The following is a 540-nucleotide window of genomic DNA, read 5'->3' on the forward strand; positions in this document are numbered from 1 at the left end:
ATTTCTATTTCAGGTGAAGATTTCAGAGAAGGAATTACAGCTGTTTTAAGTGTTAAGGTTGCAGAACCTCAATTCGAAGGTCAGACTAAAACCAAGCTTGGTAATTCTGAAGTTCAAAGCGCTGTAGAAGTTACTGTTTACGATCAGCTTAATGAATACTTAGAGCAGAATCCTAAAACTGCAAAAAGGATCATTGAAAAGGTTGTTCTGGCTGCAGAAGCAAGGGAAGCAGCCCGAAAAGCTCGTCAATTAGTTCAACGAAAAAGCGTAATGAGTGGCGGTGGTCTTCCCGGTAAGTTGGCAGATTGCTCCATCAAAGATCCCGAACATTGCGAAGTTTACCTGGTTGAGGGTGACTCTGCGGGTGGTTCAGCTAAAATGGGTCGAAATCGTAGTTTTCAAGCTATTCTTCCTCTTCGTGGAAAGATCCTGAATGTGGAAAAAGCAAAGATCAACAAGATCCTGGAGAACAAGGAAATTCAGGCCATGATCACAGCGCTTGGAACAGGCGTTGGTCACGGCGATGAGGCGTTCGAGGTA

The 540-nt window shown here is 43.9% G+C and carries 1 protein-coding gene; it reads left to right on the forward strand.

The genetic code is table 11. The features are described 5' to 3' along the window. A partial coding sequence (locus tag RIF36_RS12935; RefSeq protein WP_350149359.1) for a toprim domain-containing protein occupies positions 1 to 540 on the forward strand: 540 nt, incomplete at both ends.

Source organism: Imperialibacter sp., assembly GCF_040222815.1.
In the GTDB taxonomy this organism is placed as follows: domain Bacteria; phylum Bacteroidota; class Bacteroidia; order Cytophagales; family Cyclobacteriaceae; genus Imperialibacter.